Source organism: Ralstonia sp. 24A2 (assembly GCF_051783885.1).
Lineage (GTDB): Bacteria > Pseudomonadota > Gammaproteobacteria > Burkholderiales > Burkholderiaceae > Ralstonia.
Map to the genome: position 1 here is coordinate 1642781 of NZ_JBPVZD010000002.1, position 13829 is coordinate 1656609.

Below are 13829 nucleotides of genomic sequence, written 5' to 3' on the forward strand. Positions count from 1 at the left end.
ACGTATTGCCCGCCGCTACCAGGGCTTCTGCTGCTCCGATTCGTGCAGCAGTTGCGCGTAGAGCTGGTGCCGGCGCGGATCGATCTTGCCTTCGGCTATCGCCCCCAGAATGCCACAGCCGGGCTCCTGCAGATGGCGGCAGTTATAAAAGCGGCACTCGGTCAGGCGTGGGCGGAATTCGGGGAAGGCGCGTTCCAGCATGCCCTCGCTCAGGTGGTGCAGGCCGAATTCCTGAAAGCCCGGCGAATCGATCAGTACGCCACCCTGGCCCCACTCAGCGGGTAGGTGGTAGAGCCGTGTGAACGTGGTCGTGTGCTTGCCGGAATCGAGCTTCTCGGAGATCTCGCGCGTCTGTGCATCCACACCCGGAATTAGCAGATTCAGTAGCGACGATTTACCCATGCCTGACTGCCCGATCAGGATCGATGCGCGCCCGGCCACATGAGGTTCCAGCGCGGCGTGCGCAGCTTCCGGCGCGCCATGCACCGTCAACTCCACGATCGCGTAGCCGAGCTCCCGATAGAGCGCCAGACGCGAGCGAGCGGTCTCCAGCCGCGCGGTCAGGTCGATCTTGTTGAGCAGGATCAGCGGTGTGATGCCGAGCGATTCTGCCGCCACCAGTGCGCGGCCAAGCAGATCTTCGGAAAAGCTCGGCTCGGTGCCGAGCATGATGATGACTTGATCCAGGTTGGCCGCCAGCATCTTCGACTTGAACTGGTCGGAGCGGTGGAGCAGGTTGCGGCGCTCGTCCACGCGCACGACCACGCCCTGGTCGACCGCCGTGGCCTCGAAGACGACGCGATCGCCCACCGCGCATTCGCTGCGCTTGCCGCGCGGAAAACACTGCAGGTAGCCGCCGTCTTCGCGTTCAACAAGATAGTGGCGGCCGTGCGCGGCGATGACGAGCCCGCGTTCTCCAGTGGCAGCCTGCTTAGGGGCGCGGCCCGGTTTGCCTCGGGTCATGCGCCAGCCTGCACGAGACGCGCCACACGTTGCGACGCGGTCGGGTGCGAGTAGTAGAACGTCGAGTAGACCGGGTCCGGTGTCAGTGTCGAGGCGTTGTCCTGGAACAGCTTGACCAGTGCCGAGACGAGTTGCTTGGCATCGGCGTGCTCGGCGGCAAAGGCATCGGCTTCGTACTCGTCCTTGCGGGACGACAGGCTCGCCACCGGCGATATGAAGAACGTGAACACCGGCAGCGCCAGGAAGAACAGCATCAGCGCCAGCGCGTGATTGTCGGAGAACAGGTTGGGTGCCACGCCCAGGCCCAGGTAGAACCACGTGCGCGTCATCAGCCAGCCGAGCAGGGCCAACGCACCCAGGCTCAGCACGAAGGTCACGGCGATGCGTTTGGTGATGTGATGGCGCTTGAAGTGCCCCAGCTCATGTGCGAGCACGGCTTCCATCTCGGGCGGGTTCAGGCGCGCGAGCAGGGTATCGAAGAAGACGATGCGCTTGGTTGCGCCAAAGCCGCTGAAATAGGCGTTGCCGTGTGCGCTGCGGCGGCTGCCGTCCATCACGAACAGGCCTTTGCTGGCGAAGCCGCAGCGCTTGAGCAAGCCTTCGATGCGCGCGCGCATCTCTTCGTCTTGTAGCGGCGTGAATTTGTTGTAGAGCGGGGCGATGACGTTCGGGTAGATCGCTTGGATGAACAGCATGTAGCCCATCCATACGAGCCATGTGTACAGCCACCAGTACGCGCCCATCTTGTCCATCAACCACAGCACCGCCAGCAGCAACGGCAGGCCCAGCGCAGTGCCGATGCCGATGCCCTTGACCAGGTCAATCGCCCACAGCTTCCACGTCATGCGGTTGAAGCCGAAGCGCTCCTCGACGACAAACTGCGCGTACAGCGAGAACGGCAGCTCGATGACGCTGCTGATGACGATCACCGACACGATGAGCGCCACGCCATATGCATAGCCCGGCCCAAACACGCCCAGCCATGCCTGGTTGATCCAGCTCAGCCCACCGAGCAGCGTCAGCGCGATCAGCAGGGCGGCTTGCACCGGCACTTCCAGCATTGCCAGGCGCGTGCGTGCAATCGTGTAGTCGGCAGCCTTGTGGTGCATGTCCAGCGTGATCGACTCGGCGAATTGCGCGGGCACGGCATTGCGGTGGCGTGCCACGTGACGGATCTGCCGCGCGGCCAGCCACAGGCGCGTGGCGGACATCAGAACAAGGGCAACGAGGAAGACAAGAGTAAAGGCGGGCATGTGGGGAAACACCTATCAGATATGCGAAAATTATAGCCTTCAGTCATTTTCTCAAGGCCCTCGCGTGAGTACCCCAGTTTCCCAGCCGGCAGCATCGTCCTCGACCCCCAACCGCGTTGCCGCCAAGAGCGACAACAACCTGGTCTGGCTCGACATGGAGATGACCGGCCTGAGCCCCGAAAACGACCGCATCATCGAAGTGGCGGTGGTGGTGACGGATTCGGAGCTGAACGTGCTGGCCGAAGGCCCGGTGCTGGTGATCCACCAGTCGGACGAGCTACTTGACGGCATGGACGCCTGGAACAAGGGCACGCACGGTCGCTCGGGCCTAATTGACAAGGTCAAGGCCTCGACCACCACTGAAGCGGAAGCGGAAGCCGAGCTGCTGGCCTTCCTCAAGAAGTGGGTGCCGAAGAGCAAGTCGCCGATGTGCGGCAACTCCATCTGCCAAGACCGCCGCTTCATGGCGCGCTACATGCCCAAGCTGGAGGAGTATTTCCACTACCGCAACCTGGACGTCTCCACGCTCAAGGAGCTGTGCAAGCGTTGGCAGCCGGCAATTGCCAAGGGCTTTACCAAGCACCAGCGGCACACCGCCTTTGCAGACATCATTGAGTCGATCGAAGAGCTGCGTTACTACCGCGAACACTTCATCCGCGACGTGCCGCAGACGCCGGACGCTGAAGCACTGGCCTCCTCAGTCGCCCCTTAAGCTTGCAGCGGCTTTGCGCGGACAGCGTGCTTGGGCCGCCAGGCCTTGACCACGCTGTCATTCGTTTCGACGTACGGGCCGCCGATCAGGTCGATGCAGTAAGGTACGGCCGCAAAGATGCCTGGCACCGTGGCGCGGCCTTCCACATCCTTCAGGCCTTCCAGCGTTTCCTTGATGGCGCGCGGCTGGCCGGGCAGGTTGATGATCAGCGCGGCGCGTGACGGCGTTTCGCGGATCACCGCCACCTGGCGCGACAGGATGGCCGTCGGCACGAAATGCAGGCTGATCTGGCGCATCTGCTCGCCGAATCCTGGCATTTCCTTGGTGGCGACGGCCAGGGTGGCCTCGGGCGTCACGTCGCGGCGCGTCGGGCCGGTGCCGCCGGTGGTGAGCACCAGATCGCAGCCGGCATGGTCGACCAGGTCGATCAGCGTTTCGGCAATCGCGGCCTGATCGTCCGGAATCAGCCGTTCCACTCCCTGCCACGGCGACGATAGCGCCGCGCCAAACCAGTCGCGCAGCGCCGGAATCCCTTCATCCTGATACGTGCCGGCCGAGGCGCGGTCCGAAATCGACACAAAACCGACGATCAGCTCGTCGGGATGGCGGCGGGTGAGCGGGGAGGAGGCGGTCATGCTTCGTCGTCTTCGGCTTCGGGTTGATCGGCTTCGTCGTCACGGGCATTGCCATCCAGGGCCTGCTTGACCATCTGGAAAATCTCGCGCGATGACTTGGGCGGCTTGGCCAGTTGCGCTTCCTTGCGCGCATTGCGCACCAGCGTACGCAGGGCCTGCACATCGGTGTCGGGGTGCGCGGCAATGAATTCGGTGACGGCATCGTCACTTGCGATCAGGCGATCGCGCCAACGTTCGATGGCGTGCAGACGCGCGGTTTCCGCCTTGGAGGCACCTACGAAGGAGGCCATCACGCGGCGGATGGCTTCGACTTCTTCGTCGGTCAGGGCGCGCATCAGCTTGCCGATGTACTGCATCTGGCGGCGCTTGCCTTCATGGGCAGTGGTGCGCTTGGCCTCGCGCAGGGCGTCGACCAGCTTTTCGGGCAGGGGTACCTTGGCGAGTTTGTCCTTGGGCAGCGCCTCAAGGGCCGTGCCCAGGTCTTGCAAGGCGTTCACCTCGCGCTTGCGCTGCGATTTGCTCTTGGGTGTATCCGGATCGTCCTCGTCGCCAATGTCTAGGCGCACGATGGGTTGCAGATACGTGGGGTTGTGTCGGGATGCTCGGCTCATGGCGCGCATTGTATCTTGCTATGATGGGCGCTTCCGCCCGCTTTTGCCAAAATCGCGGCACCCGTTTTTCCCCCTTGATTGCCTATGTCCCAAACGCTCGATTCCAAAACCGCCCCTGTGTTTGCCTACCGCCGCGAACAGCTCGAAGAGATGGCCACCGACGTGCTGCGCATTGCACGCGAACTCGGTGCCACCGATGCCGCGACGGAAATCTCCGAAGGCCAGGGCCTGTCGGTCACGGTGCGCAAGGGCGAGATCGAAACCATCGAGCAGAATCGCGACAAGATCGTCGGCGTGACGGTCATGCTGGGCAAGAAGCGCGGCAACGCCAGCACGTCGGATTTCTCGCCGGCTGCGCTGCGTTCCACCGTGGAGGCCGCTTACAACATCGCGCGCTTTACCGCCGATGACGATGCTGCCGGCCTGGCCGAGGAGGAGCTGCTGGAGAAGCATCCGCAAGACCTGCAGCTCTATCACCCATGGATGATCGACGCCGAAGCTGCCGTCGAGATCGCCCGCGCCGCTGAAGCGGCCGCCTTTGCCGTGAGCCCGAAGATCCGCAACAGCGATGGCTCGAGTATTTCGGCGCAGCATTCGCACTTCGTGCTGGCCACGTCGCGCGGGTTCATGGCGGGCTATCCGTATTCGCGGCACTTCATTTCGGCCGCGCCGATTGCCGGGTCGGGCGCGCATATGCAACGCGACGACTGGTATTCATCCAAGCGCTCGCCCGCCGATCTGGCGGCGCCGGAGGCCATCGGTAAGTACGCCGCCGAGCGCGCGCTGGCGCGCCTGTCAGCCCGCCGGCTGACCACGCGCAAGTGCCCGGTGCTGTTCGAGGCGCCGCTGGCCGCAGGGTTGCTGGGCGCGTTTGTGCAGGCGGTGTCGGGTGGTGCGCTGTATCGCAAGTCGACGTTCCTGCTCGATACGCTGGGCAAGGAAGTCTTCGCGCCGCATGTGCAGATCAAGGAAGATCCGCACGTGCTCGGCGGCATGGGCAGCGCGCCGTTCGATGAGGAAGGTGTGCGTACGCAGCGCCGCGACGTGGTGAAGAACGGCGTGGTCGAGGGCTACTTCCTGTCGACGTATTCCGCGCGCAAGCTCGGCATGCAGACGACCGGCAACGCGGGCGGCTCGCACAACCTGACGTTGTTCTCCGACAAGACCAAGCCGGAAGACGATTTTGCCGGCATGCTGCGCCGCATGGGCACGGGCCTGCTGGTGACCGAGCTGATGGGTCAGGGTGTGAACTACGTGACCGGCGACTACTCGCGCGGCGCGTCGGGCTACTGGGTCGAGAACGGCGTGATCCAGTATCCGGTGGAAGAGATCACCATCGCCGGCAACCTGGGTGAGATGTTCCGTCAGATCGTGGCCATCGGTGCGGATGCGCTGGTGCGCGGCACGAAGGAAACCGGCTCGATCCTGATCGAACAGATGACGATTGCGGGCGAGTAAATCGCTACGGCTCAAATGAAAAACGCGCTCGAAGCTGAGCGCGTTTTTTGTTGCCTGCGACTTGTTACTGCTCGTCCGAGGGCGGTCGTTCGTAGGTCACGAACGCGTAGTCGAAATCGTTGGGCGCGGGCGAGTGGTGCGTCTCGCGTGCAACCTCGTGCCAGACCTTCGGGTCCGGCGCCGGAAAGTGCGCATCGCCTTCGAAGTCGGCGTCGATCTCGGTAACGACCAGGCGATCGGCACTCGGTAGCGCATCGGCGTAGAGCTGTGCGCCGCCGATCAGGAAGACCTGCTCTACGCCAACACACAGGCGTTGTGCATCTTCCAGCGAGTACGCGATCTCGCAGCCCGGCAGCTCCAACTTGGCATTGCGCGTGACGACAATGTTGCGCCGACCCGGCAGCGGACGGCCGATCGAGTCATACGTCTTGCGGCCCATCACGATGGGCGCGCCCATCGTGGTGCGCTTGAAGTGCGCGAGGTCTTCCGGCAGGCGCCAGGGCAGCGTGTTGTCGCGGCCGATGACGCCGTTGCGGGCGCGGGCGACGATGAGCGTGAGGATGGTCATACAGCTACGGGTGCCTTAATCGCGGGATGGCTCTGATAGCCGACGATCTCGAAGTCTTCGTACTGGTAATCGAAGATGCTCTCGGGCTTGCGCTTGATGTGCAGCTTCGGCAGCGGGAGCGGCTCACGCGCGAGTTGCGTCTCCACCTGCTCGAAGTGGTTGTTGTAGAGGTGGCAGTCGCCGCCGGTCCAGACGAAGTCGCCGACGTCCAGGCCGGTCTGCTGCGCCACCATGTGCACGAGCAGTGCGTAGCTGGCGATGTTGAACGGCACGCCGAGGAAGATGTCGGCGCTGCGCTGGTAGAGCTGGCACGACAGCTTGCCGTCGGCCACGTAGAACTGGAAGAACGCGTGGCAGGGCGGCAGCTTCATGCGCGGGATATCAGCCACGTTCCAAGCCGAGACGATCAGCCGGCGCGAATCGGGGTTGCGCTTGATCTGTGCGATCAGCTCGGCAATCTGGTCGATGTGCTCGCCGTTGGGCGTCGGCCAGGAGCGCCATTGGGAGCCGTAGACCGGGCCCAGTTCACCATCGGCATCGGCCCATTCGTCCCAGATCGTCACGCCGTTGTCCTGCAGCCAGCGCACGTTGGTCGAGCCCTGGAGGAACCACAGCAGTTCATAGACGATGGACTTGATGTGGACCTTCTTGGTCGTCACCAGCGGAAAGCCGTCCTGCAGGTTGAAGCGCATCTGGTGGCCGAACACGGAGCGCGTGCCGGTGCCGGTGCGATCGGCTTTGTCGGTGCCATGTTCGTAGACATGGCGCATCAGGTCGAGATAGGGCTTCATGCGAGCGCGGGCGGGGCAGTGCGTCGAAAATCGGTTGAGCCGCATTGTAACGTGAGCGGTGCAGCGTCGACTGTACTGGCAGTGTCTGAAAACTGGCCCGGTCGGGCAGGCGGCACAGTTGGACTGACAAATCGCGGAATTGTCGATGTTCAGCGACAGGGTGGACAGTCAACATGAGCCATCGCTTCCAACTGTCCGCTGGAGATTGCCATGTCACTCGCTACCACCGCCGCTTCGCTCAACCGTGCTGCCGAACTGCGCCGTCTGCGCGTCGCCGCTGACGTTGTGCACGCGGTGATTCCGCCGACGCCACAATACTGTTGGCCGTTGCTGTCGCAAGCTTTGGGTGCGACGGTGTGGGTGAAGCATGAGAACCACACGGAAGTGGGCGCTTTCAAGGTGCGCGGCGGGCTGACGTATCTGCACGCGTTGCGCCAGCGCGAGCCGGAGTTGTGCGGTGTGATTTCGGCAACGCGTGGTAACCACGGTCAGTCGATCGCACTGGCAGCGCGCCAGAGTGGCATGACGGCGACCGTAATCGTGCCGCACGGCAACAGCGTGGAAAAGAACGCCGCCATGCGTGCGCTCGGTGCCGAATTGATCGAGGCGGGGGACGATTTCCAGGCCAGCCGTGAATTGGCCGCCGAATTGGCCGTCGAGCGAGGCCTGCACTACGTGCCTTCGTACCACGAGGATCTGGTCGCAGGCGTGGCGAGCTACTGGCTGGAGTTCTTTGAGGCGGTGCCGCTGGATGTGGTCTATGTGCCGATCGGCATGGGTTCGGGCATCTGCTCGGCGGTGGCGGTGCGCGATGCGCTGGAGTTGTCCACGCGCATCGTCGGCGTCGTGTCCGCACATGCACCTTGCTACGAGCATTCGTTTGCCAGCGGTGCGGTCGTGTCGGCGCCGGTGACAACGCTGCTGGCTGATGGCTTGGCGTGTCGCACGCCGGACGCGAAGGCGTTGGAGGTGATCCGCGCGGGCGTCGACGAGATTGTTGCTGTGACGGACGAGGAAGTCGCCGAGGCCATCCGCCTGTATTTCTCGACCACGCACAACGTGGCGGAAGGCGCCGCTGCCGCGGCCTTGGCGGCCGCATGGCAGCAGCGAACGCAGATTGCCGGCTTGCGCGTTGGCTTGCCGCTGACCGGCGGCAATATCGACCGCGTTTTGCTGGCGCGGGTCCTCGCCGGTCAGTCGATTCAGACTTAAGCCGGCTGCTGGCGGCGACGCTGCACCAGCCAGCCGCCGCCCAGCACGATCAAGAACACCACCGTGTACACGGCCCACACCAGCGGACGTTGCTCTGCAAAGAACGGCTTGAGGACCGGCTCGGCCACGATCATGTGTGCTGCCGTATAAGCCAGCACCGCAGCACCGCCGTAGATAATGACCGGGAAGCGCTCGATCAGGCGCAGCACTACGCCGCTGCCCCAGACCACCACGGGCACGCTGATCAGCAGGCCCAACACCACCAGCAGGAAGCTGCCATGCGAGGCGCCGGCAATGGCGAGCACGTTGTCGATGCCCATCACAGCATCGGCGATGATGATGGTCTTCATCGCGCCCAAGAGCGTCGTGCTGCCGGCACCGTGTTCGCCGCCGCCTTGGCCATCGTCAGCCAGCAGCTTCCACGCAATCCACACCAGCGCCAGGCCGCCCACCAGCATCAGGCCGGGGATCTTCAGCAGCCATACCACCGCCAGTGTCATCAGCGCACGGACGATGATTGCACCCGCTGCGCCCCACATGATGGCTTTCTTCTGCAGCTCGGGCGGCAGGTTGCGCGCGGCCAGCGCGATGAGGATGGCGTTATCGCCTGCCAGCACGAGGTCGATCACGATGATCGATGCCAGCGCCGCAGCAAACTGCATGGTGAAAATGTCAGACAACCATTCCATGGTGGCTCCAAAGTCAAACAAGAAACTGGGTTGACCGGATGACATGGAGGGCAGGGACGTGACACATTGCAGACCGACCAAACATCCGGTTGCAAAGGTCTTGCTCGACACCAACAGGTTGGAAACCTGCTGCTGCCGACACGACCGGAGGCGTTTCTCTGCCTCGTCTTGACGATCGTGCCTGGGGCTGAAGAACCCCCGAGCTACTCCCCTTTGAGGAAGTCCGCATTATAGCGCAGGCAGCGATTGCTGCGGTGCGCAAATGCAACACCCGCATCACAGAGCGGCATGCGTGAATTTTTTCAGCGGCGCTGGCGATTTTTACGCGATGTGCCACACAGCATTGCCGTGCTCTCATGTGAAAGAACGGTGGCGTTGTCACGAAGCGGCGTCTACGCTGCAATTTCATCAGTGCAGACCAGAGCCAACCGAGTGCGGAGGCGGTGGCACATTTCTCGCTGCCAACGGCCTTCATGACCATGCCGTACCGTGCCGTTCCACCCACAACGGGAGACACCATGCAGGCCACCAAGCCATCCGCCGATGCCTACGCCCGCCGCGCGCTGGCCCGTCTGATCCAGCCGCAGCCGACTGTTGACGCCATCGGTGCGGGCCTGACGTTCTATCAGCTCTTTACCGAGGACGATGCCGCATTGCGTGCCGAGGCAGAGGCCGGTTTGCTGGCATCGGCCGCCAGCGTGAGCCCCAAATTCTTCTACGACGCGCTCGGCTCCCGGCTGTTTGAGGCGATCACCGATCTACCCGAGTACTACCCGACCCGCACCGAAGCCGGCATTTTCAGCCTGCACGCTGCCGAGATCGCCCTGCGCGTCGGGCGCGGTGCCACGCTGATCGACCTGGGCGCCGGCAACTGCGAGAAGGCCGCGCGCCTGTTCCGCACGCTGGCGCCGTCGCGTTACGTGGCCATCGACATCTCGGCGGATTTCCTGCGCGACACGCTGCGCGCCCTGGCGCGGCAGCATCCGAAGCTCCCCATGGTGGGCATCGGTGCTGACCTTTGCGCGCCGCTCGTATTGCCCGATGCCGTGGGCGATGGGCGCCGCGTGTGGTTCTATCCCGGCTCCAGCCTGGGCAACTTCACGCCGGACGATGCACGCGCCTTCCTCACGCGTCTGCGCGAAGCCTCCGCCCCCGGCGACAGCGTGCTCATTGGCATCGACCTCATCAAGGACGCGCGCCGCCTGGAAGCGGCCTACGACGATCCGCTCGGCGTGACGGCGGCGTTCAACCTGAACGTGCTGCGCAATCTGAATCGCCTGCTGGGCGCGAACTTCGATGTGCAGGATTGGCGCCACCTCGCGCTGTATCGCACCGACGCACATCGCATCGAAATGCATCTCGAAGCCCGCTGCGACGTGACGGTCCGCTGGGGCAACCAGGTGCGTGCGTTCGTTGCTGGCGAGCGCCTGCATACCGAAAACTCTGTCAAATACGATCTGCCACGCCTGCAGCGCCTGTTTGCCGACGCAGGCTTTGAAGACCTGTATGCCTGGACCGACACAGGCGAGGACTTTGCCGTCTGCCACGCCAGCGTCAGCCGTTAGGCAAGGGCCGGAGGGGATGGCGGGCGGTGCGATAATGGCTCTCGATCTTGAGACGCCGCCCGAGGTGTGCCGCGATGGCTGAATTCTTCATGCTCCCCGATCCGACCTTCATCGGATCGCTTTCCGACTGGACCGACGGCCGCCGCCTGCCGCGTCAGGGCATCGCGCACAGCCTGGTGGATGCGCGCAATCGCACGCTGGCGCTGCTCGCCGCGTTTGGCGACACGCAGCGCGGCTGGCAAATCGAACGCGTGCCACACCACGCGCCGCCGCTGTGGACGCTGGGTCAGCTCGCCTGGTTTGCCGAGTTCTGGTGCCTGCGCGAGCCGCGCCGCAACGGCAGCGACACCATCGAAGACGGCGCCGGCACCGAGTGGGATCTCGCACGTTGGCAGGCCACGCTGCCCGCCGCACTCGAAGGCGCCGACAGCTTCTTCGATATGGATCGCCTGCCGCCGGATGCGTGCTGGGAACTGACGTTGCCCGGTATCGCCGCCGTCAAGCAATACGCGCACGATGTGCTCGACCGCGTGCTGCGCAAGCTGGCCACGCTCGGCACTGATGACGATGCGGCGCTCGAACCGTTCCGCTGGGCCGTCTTTCATGAAGATCTGCGCGCCGAACACCTGCATGGCTTGCTGCAGGTGCTGGGCCTGCAACCGGCTGGGCAACCGCCGCTGGCGGCCGTGGCTGTACCGGCAGCGCAGACGCTGTCCTTGCCCGGTGGCCGCTTCCAGATGGGGTGGCCCGATGCCGATGGGTTCTTCTTCGACAACGAGTGCCCGCCATACCGCACCTACGTGCCCGCGTTTGAGATCGACGCGCAACCGGTCACCAACGGTCAGTACCTGGAGTTCATTGAGGATCGCGGCTACGACCATCCGCAGTGGTGGTCACCTGCCGGCATGGAGTGGCTGATGATGCAGGAGCGTTCCGCGCCGCTCGGTTGGCAGCGTGACCCTGCCACGCGCACGTGGCAGGCGTTGCGCTACGGTCAGGCCCGTACGCTCAATCGCGACGAGCCTGTGCGCCACGTGAGCCTGTACGAGGCGCAGGCATGGTGCCGCTGGGCGGGCCGCCGCCTGCCGACTGAAGATGAGTGGGAAATGGCTGCCGTGCAGGGCCGTGCCGGCTTCCACTGGGGGCAGGTGTGGGAATGGACCGCATCACCGTTCGATCCGTATCCGGATTTCGTGCCGGGTGTGCCGCGCGGCCGGGTTGCGGGCCTGTCGGCTCCGCATTTCATGACGATGCAAACAGTGCGAGGCGCAGCCGCCCACACGCCGCAACGGGCGCATCATCCCCGCTTCCGTGGATTCCTGCTGCCGGAGCGTGATGATATCTTCGTTGGCTTCCGAACCTGCGCGCTTTGAGTTTGGTGCCGGCAAAAGAAAAGGCCCCTTGCGGGGCCTTTTTCATTGGGGCGATGCGCTTAGCCGATCAACGATCGAAATCGCGCGAGCGGCCCTTGCTGCCGTAGCTGTCGCGGTTGCCGTCACGATTGCCGTAGCTGCGACGTGGAGCGCCGGTGCCGTTGCTGTCACCAAAACGGCTACCACCGTTGTTGTCGCCGAAGCGACGCGGAGCACCTTCGCGGTTGCCATAGCCTTCGCGATTGCCGTCACGGTTGCCGTAGCCACCGCCGTTGCTGTTGCCAAAGCCACGGTTGCCGTCTTGCGTACGGGCCGGGCGCTGTTGCCAGTCGCCACGGTTTTGCTGGCCTTGGCCGTACGATTGGCGCGGAGCGCGGTCGTCGCGGTTCCACTCGCGCTGGCCGCCTTGGCCTTGGTAGCCACCGCCACCATTGCCGTTGCGATCGTCGCGACGCGGGGCGAAGCCATCACGGTCGCCGCCGAAGCTGCGCTGGAAGCGGCCTTCGTTGTTGCCACCATTGCCGCCCTGGCGTGCGCCGTAGCCTTCGCGATTGCCGCGATAGCCGCCACCGCCGTTGTTGCCGCGGTAACCGCCACGGTCACCACCGCGCGGGCCACCCGAGCCGCCAGTGCGTGGCTTCGGCGTGCGCTTGGGTTCCAGGCCTTCGATCGTGCTCGCGTCAATGCGGCGATCCACGAAGCGCTCGATGCGGCGCCATTGGAACGTGTCGTTGTGGTTCACCAGGTTGATGGCGATACCGCTGCGGCCGGCACGGCCCGTACGGCCGATACGGTGCACGTAGTCTTCGGCTTGCTTAGGCAGGTCGAAGTTGACTACGTGCGTGATGTCCGGCACGTCGATGCCGCGCGCAGCCACGTCGGTGGCCACCAGAATGCGCAGATGGCCACGGCGCAGTGCGGTCAGCGTGCGGTTACGCGCGCCTTGGTGCATGTCGCCGTGCAGGGCGCCAGCGGCAAAACCGGTTTCGGTCAGGCGCTCGGCCAGCGAGTCGGCGTCACGCTTGGTGGCGGTAAAGACGATCGCTTGCTTGAGCGACGCATCGCGCAGCAGGTGGTCCAGCAGTTGCTGCTTGTGCGAGACGTCGTCGGTGAAGTGCAGGCGCTCTTCGATGTTGCTTTGGTCAACCTTGGCGGCAGCGATTTCGATACGCTGCGGATCGCGCATCATGCGCTCGGCCAGTTGTTCGATGCGGCGGTCCATGGTGGCCGAGAACATCAGCATCTGGCGCGTGGCCGGCGTGGCGCCGACGATGGCTTCGATGTCGTCAGCGAAACCCATGTCGAGCATGCGGTCGGCTTCATCGAACACCAGCATGTTCAGCGCCGACAGGTCGATGCGGCCCGAATCGATGTGATCCAGCAGGCGACCCGGCGTGGCGATGATGATGTCCGGCATGCGGGCCAGCATGTCGAGCTGCTTCGGGTAGGGCATGCCGCCCAGGATGCTCGCGCAGACGATGCGGCGCATGTGGCGGCCGTACTGCGAAGCAGCGGTCGTCACCTGCAGGGCGAGTTCACGCGTGGGCGTGAGCACCAGCAGCGACGGCTTGGCCGGGGCCGGGCGGGGGCGACGGCCCTTCATGCGTTGCGGCGGGCCGTCCATGCGCGGGCGCTGCGGCTCGGGCTGCTCGCTGATGCGCTGGATGGCCGGCAGCATGAAGGCTGCGGTCTTGCCCGAACCGGTCTGGCTCGTGACCAGCAGGTCGCTGCCTGCCAGGGCGGCCGGAATGGCTTGCGCCTGCACTGGCGTCGGCGTGGTGTAGTTCACTTCGCCCAGCGCGCGGACGATGCGCTCGTCCAGACCCAGCTCAGCAAAAGCACTGGCACGGGTAGCGGCGTCGGCGATAAGGTTATCGGTAGTGGTGGTTTCAGCGTGCGCAATGGCGCCGCTGCCGTCTTGAGGCTGCGTCATGTCGAATAGGTAGTAAGGCTGCCGCGCCGACCACATCACACGATGCAGACGACGGAAATGGGATAC

13 protein-coding genes are annotated in these 13829 nt (G+C 64.4%); 5 read left to right on the forward strand and 8 right to left on the reverse strand.

Annotated elements, in window-relative coordinates:
- Positions 1-15: 15 nt before the first annotated feature.
- Positions 16-963, reverse strand: coding sequence for a ribosome small subunit-dependent GTPase A (gene rsgA / locus ACS13N_RS12635; protein WP_438931970.1), 948 nt, complete (start codon positions 961-963; stop codon positions 16-18).
- Complete coding sequence (locus tag ACS13N_RS12640; RefSeq protein ID WP_438931971.1) at positions 960-2216, reverse strand: M48 family metallopeptidase; 1257 nt, start codon at positions 2214-2216, stop codon at positions 960-962. The genes rsgA and ACS13N_RS12640 overlap by 4 nt, the downstream gene beginning before the upstream one ends.
- A gap of 64 nt (positions 2217-2280) precedes the next feature.
- Between ACS13N_RS12640 and orn the strand changes: the two genes are divergently transcribed.
- The gene (gene orn / locus ACS13N_RS12645) at positions 2281-2928 is read left to right on the forward strand and encodes an oligoribonuclease (protein ID WP_039596337.1); all 648 of its coding nucleotides are present in this window, start codon (positions 2281-2283) and stop codon (positions 2926-2928) included.
- On the opposite strand, the gene mog is transcribed toward orn, so the two are convergent.
- A complete protein-coding gene (gene mog, locus ACS13N_RS12650; protein ID WP_438931972.1) occupies positions 2925-3563 on the reverse strand; it encodes a molybdopterin adenylyltransferase in 639 nt (212 codons plus the stop codon). The genes orn and mog overlap by 4 nt on opposite strands.
- Positions 3560-4174 (reverse strand): ribosome biogenesis factor YjgA, encoded by a 615-nt coding sequence (yjgA, locus tag ACS13N_RS12655; RefSeq protein WP_438931973.1) that lies wholly within the window; start codon positions 4172-4174, stop codon positions 3560-3562. Before yjgA ends, mog begins: the two co-directional genes overlap by 4 nt.
- Positions 4175-4258: 84 nt before the next feature.
- On the opposite strand from yjgA, the gene pmbA reads away from it, so the two are divergent.
- Complete coding sequence (pmbA, locus tag ACS13N_RS12660; protein ID WP_438931974.1) at positions 4259-5632, forward strand: metalloprotease PmbA; 1374 nt, start codon at positions 4259-4261, stop codon at positions 5630-5632.
- Between the two features lie 64 nt (positions 5633-5696).
- Here pmbA and ACS13N_RS12665 read toward each other — a convergent pair whose 3' ends face one another.
- Together ACS13N_RS12665 and ACS13N_RS12670 are read right to left on the reverse strand one after the other, a co-directional pair.
- Positions 5697-6200, reverse strand: coding sequence for a dihydrofolate reductase (locus tag ACS13N_RS12665; protein ID WP_438931975.1), 504 nt, complete (start codon positions 6198-6200; stop codon positions 5697-5699).
- Complete coding sequence (locus tag ACS13N_RS12670) at positions 6197-6991, reverse strand: thymidylate synthase (RefSeq protein WP_041668026.1); 795 nt, start codon at positions 6989-6991, stop codon at positions 6197-6199. Before ACS13N_RS12670 ends, ACS13N_RS12665 begins: the two co-directional genes overlap by 4 nt.
- A 210-nt stretch (positions 6992-7201) precedes the next feature.
- Here ACS13N_RS12670 and ACS13N_RS12675 point away from each other — a divergent pair, with 210 nt between their 5' ends.
- Positions 7202-8203 carry a threonine dehydratase gene (locus tag ACS13N_RS12675; protein ID WP_438931976.1) on the forward strand — a complete coding sequence of 334 codons (1002 nt, stop codon included), beginning with the start codon at positions 7202-7204 and terminating at the stop codon, positions 8201-8203.
- On the opposite strand, the gene ACS13N_RS12680 is transcribed toward ACS13N_RS12675, so the two are convergent.
- Positions 8200-8892: a TerC family protein gene (locus ACS13N_RS12680; protein ID WP_438931977.1), complete on the reverse strand. Its 693-nt coding sequence runs from the start codon at positions 8890-8892 to the stop codon at positions 8200-8202. The genes ACS13N_RS12675 and ACS13N_RS12680 overlap by 4 nt on opposite strands.
- 518 nt (positions 8893-9410) lie before the next feature.
- Here ACS13N_RS12680 and egtD point away from each other — a divergent pair.
- Positions 9411-10457 (forward strand): L-histidine N(alpha)-methyltransferase, encoded by a 1047-nt coding sequence (egtD, locus tag ACS13N_RS12685; protein ID WP_438931978.1) that lies wholly within the window; start codon positions 9411-9413, stop codon positions 10455-10457.
- A 74-nt stretch (positions 10458-10531) separates the two neighbouring features.
- Positions 10532-11830: an SUMF1/EgtB/PvdO family nonheme iron enzyme gene (locus ACS13N_RS12690; protein ID WP_438931979.1), complete on the forward strand. Its 1299-nt coding sequence runs from the start codon at positions 10532-10534 to the stop codon at positions 11828-11830.
- Between the two features lie 67 nt (positions 11831-11897).
- Here ACS13N_RS12690 and ACS13N_RS12695 read toward each other — a convergent pair whose 3' ends face one another.
- Positions 11898-13763: a DEAD/DEAH box helicase gene (locus tag ACS13N_RS12695; RefSeq protein ID WP_438931980.1), complete on the reverse strand. Its 1866-nt coding sequence runs from the start codon at positions 13761-13763 to the stop codon at positions 11898-11900.
- Between the last annotated feature and the right edge of the window lie 66 nt (positions 13764-13829).

Excerpts from the sequence above, each read along its gene's own strand:
- ACS13N_RS12680 (WP_438931977.1), bottom strand. The coding sequence starts at position 8,892 with ATGGAATGGTTGTCTGACATTTTCACCATGCAGTTTGCTGCGGCGCTG.
- ACS13N_RS12670 (WP_041668026.1), bottom strand. The coding sequence starts at position 6,991 with ATGAAGCCCTATCTCGACCTGATGCGCCATGTCTACGAACATGGCACC.
- rsgA (WP_438931970.1), bottom strand. The coding sequence starts at position 963 with ATGACCCGAGGCAAACCGGGCCGCGCCCCTAAGCAGGCTGCCACTGGA.
- yjgA (WP_438931973.1), bottom strand. The coding sequence starts at position 4,174 with ATGAGCCGAGCATCCCGACACAACCCCACGTATCTGCAACCCATCGTG.
- ACS13N_RS12640 (WP_438931971.1), bottom strand. The coding sequence starts at position 2,216 with ATGCCCGCCTTTACTCTTGTCTTCCTCGTTGCCCTTGTTCTGATGTCC.
- ACS13N_RS12665 (WP_438931975.1), bottom strand. The coding sequence starts at position 6,200 with ATGACCATCCTCACGCTCATCGTCGCCCGCGCCCGCAACGGCGTCATC.
- egtD (WP_438931978.1), top strand. The coding sequence starts at position 9,411 with ATGCAGGCCACCAAGCCATCCGCCGATGCCTACGCCCGCCGCGCGCTG.
- ACS13N_RS12675 (WP_438931976.1), top strand. The coding sequence starts at position 7,202 with ATGTCACTCGCTACCACCGCCGCTTCGCTCAACCGTGCTGCCGAACTG.
- mog (WP_438931972.1), bottom strand. The coding sequence starts at position 3,563 with ATGACCGCCTCCTCCCCGCTCACCCGCCGCCATCCCGACGAGCTGATC.
- ACS13N_RS12695 (WP_438931980.1), bottom strand. The coding sequence starts at position 13,763 with ATGACGCAGCCTCAAGACGGCAGCGGCGCCATTGCGCACGCTGAAACC.
- ACS13N_RS12690 (WP_438931979.1), top strand. The coding sequence starts at position 10,532 with ATGGCTGAATTCTTCATGCTCCCCGATCCGACCTTCATCGGATCGCTT.
- pmbA (WP_438931974.1), top strand. The coding sequence starts at position 4,259 with ATGTCCCAAACGCTCGATTCCAAAACCGCCCCTGTGTTTGCCTACCGC.